Origin of the sequence: Pseudomonas sp. AP19 (assembly GCF_001728855.1) — a bacterium.
In the GTDB taxonomy this organism is placed as follows: Bacteria; Pseudomonadota; Gammaproteobacteria; order Pseudomonadales; family Pseudomonadaceae; genus Aquipseudomonas; species Aquipseudomonas fluorescens.
Map to the genome: position 1 here is coordinate 1 of NZ_LXJP01000129.1, position 1884 is coordinate 1884.

The 1884-nt window shown below is 57.3% G+C and carries 2 protein-coding genes; both read left to right on the forward strand.

Annotated features, from left to right (window positions below; translation table 11 throughout):
• Positions 1–568: copper-binding protein (locus tag A7D21_RS33900; RefSeq protein ID WP_171902675.1), on the forward strand; the 568-nt coding region annotated here is incomplete at its 5' end.
• Positions 565–1884: efflux RND transporter permease subunit (locus tag A7D21_RS33905; RefSeq protein ID WP_141718326.1), on the forward strand; the 1320-nt coding region annotated here is incomplete at its 3' end. The genes A7D21_RS33900 and A7D21_RS33905, both read left to right, overlap by 4 nt.

Genomic DNA, 1884 nt, shown 5'->3' on the forward strand with positions numbered 1-1884 from the left:
CGAGTTACCCAATCCGGATGGTCGACTCAGACCAGGTTTGACCGCACAGGTAAGCCTCAATCGTTCGACGGAGCAAAGTGTTTTGTGGGTGCCGAGCGAGGCCGTCATTCGTACCGGTCGACGTGCGTTGGTGATGCTCGCTGAAGACGCTGGCCGCTATCGCCCGGTGGAGGTGCAGTTAGGCCAGGATAACGATGGCAAGACGGCGATATTGAAAGGCTTGGAAGAGGGGCAGAAAGTGGTGACCTCTGGCCAGTTCCTGCTCGACTCGGAGGCCAGTCTCAAGGGCGTTGTCGCAAGCTCATTGGACGTTTCGCCATCTACTGTAACCGTCGGAGCTTTGCATGAGGCCGATGGTCAGATCGTTGAGATCAACGACAAAGAAGTCACGCTCGCCCACGGTCCCTTCAAGACATTGGGTATGCCAGGCATGACGATGACTTTCCCTCTCGCCACTCCAGCTCTGATGAAGGGCCTAAAAACGGGCGACAAGGTTCGGATTGCTGTCAGCCAGACGGATGATGGTCTGCGCGTTGAGCGTCTGGAACGCTCTGGGAGCCAGCCATGATTGCGGCCCTTATTCGCTGGTCGGTGGCCAACCGCTTTCTTGTGTTGCTGGCGACGCTGTTCGTCACGGCATGGGGTATCTGGGCGGTTCAAAGTACGCCCATCGATGCATTGCCAGACCTGTCGGATGTTCAGGTAATTATCCGTACACCTTATCCAGGCCAAGCCCCACAGATCGTCGAGAACCAGGTGACCTATCCATTGGCAACCACCATGCTCTCAGTGCCTGGGGCCAAGACTGTGCGCGGTTATTCCTTCTTTGGCGACAGCTTCGTTTACGTGCTGTTCGAAGACGGAACTGACTTGTACTGGGCCCGCTCGCGGGTGTTGGAATACCTGAGCCAGATACAGAGTCGCCTTCCGGCCAGTGCCAAGCCCGCCTTAGGACCTGATGCCACAGGGGTTGGCTGGATTTTTCAGTACGCGCTGGTTGATCGCAGTGGTGGGCACGATCTGGCGCAACTGCGAGCCCTACAGGATTGGTTTCTCAAGTTCGAGCTCAAGACACTGCCGAACGTTGCGGAAGTGGCCACCGTGGGTGGCATGGTCAAACAGTACCAGGTCCAACTTGATCCGCTTAAGTTGGCGAACTTGGGTATCACGCAGTCTGAGGTGACCGAGGCGATCGGCAAGGCCAATCAGGAAACCGGTGGGGCCGTGCTGGAAATGGCGGAGACAGAGTTCATCGTACGAGCTTCCGGCTACCTGAAGACGCTCAATGACTTTCGCGCTATCCCACTCAAACTGGGCACGGGCGGTGTGCCGGTCACTCTGGGCGATGTTGCCACGATTCAGTTGGGGCCTGAGATGCGTCGAGGCATCACCGAACTGGATGGCGAAGGTGAGACTGTCGGCGGCGTGGTGATTCTGCGCAGCGGTAAGAATGCTCGTGAAACCATTGCGGCGGTCAAAACCAAACTCGACGAGCTGAAAAGCAGTTTGCCGGCCGGGGTAGAAATCGTCACCACCTACGACCGCAGCAAGTTGATTGATCGTGCCGTGGAAAACCTCAGCCACAAGCTGATCGAAGAGTTCATCGTCGTCGCGTTGGTCTGCGGGATCTTTCTCTGGCACCTGCGCTCATCCCTGGTAGCAATTATCTCCCTGCCAGTGGGGGTGTTGATTGCTTTCATCGTCATGCGCTACCAAGGCATCAATGCCAACATCATGTCCTTGGGCGGGATCGCCATCGCTATCGGCGCCATGGTCGACGCCGCAGTGGTGATGATCGAGAATGCCCACAAGAAGGTAGAGGCCTGGCACATGGCCCACCCAGGGGAGGAACTCAAGGGTGAGCATCACTGGCACGTGATGACC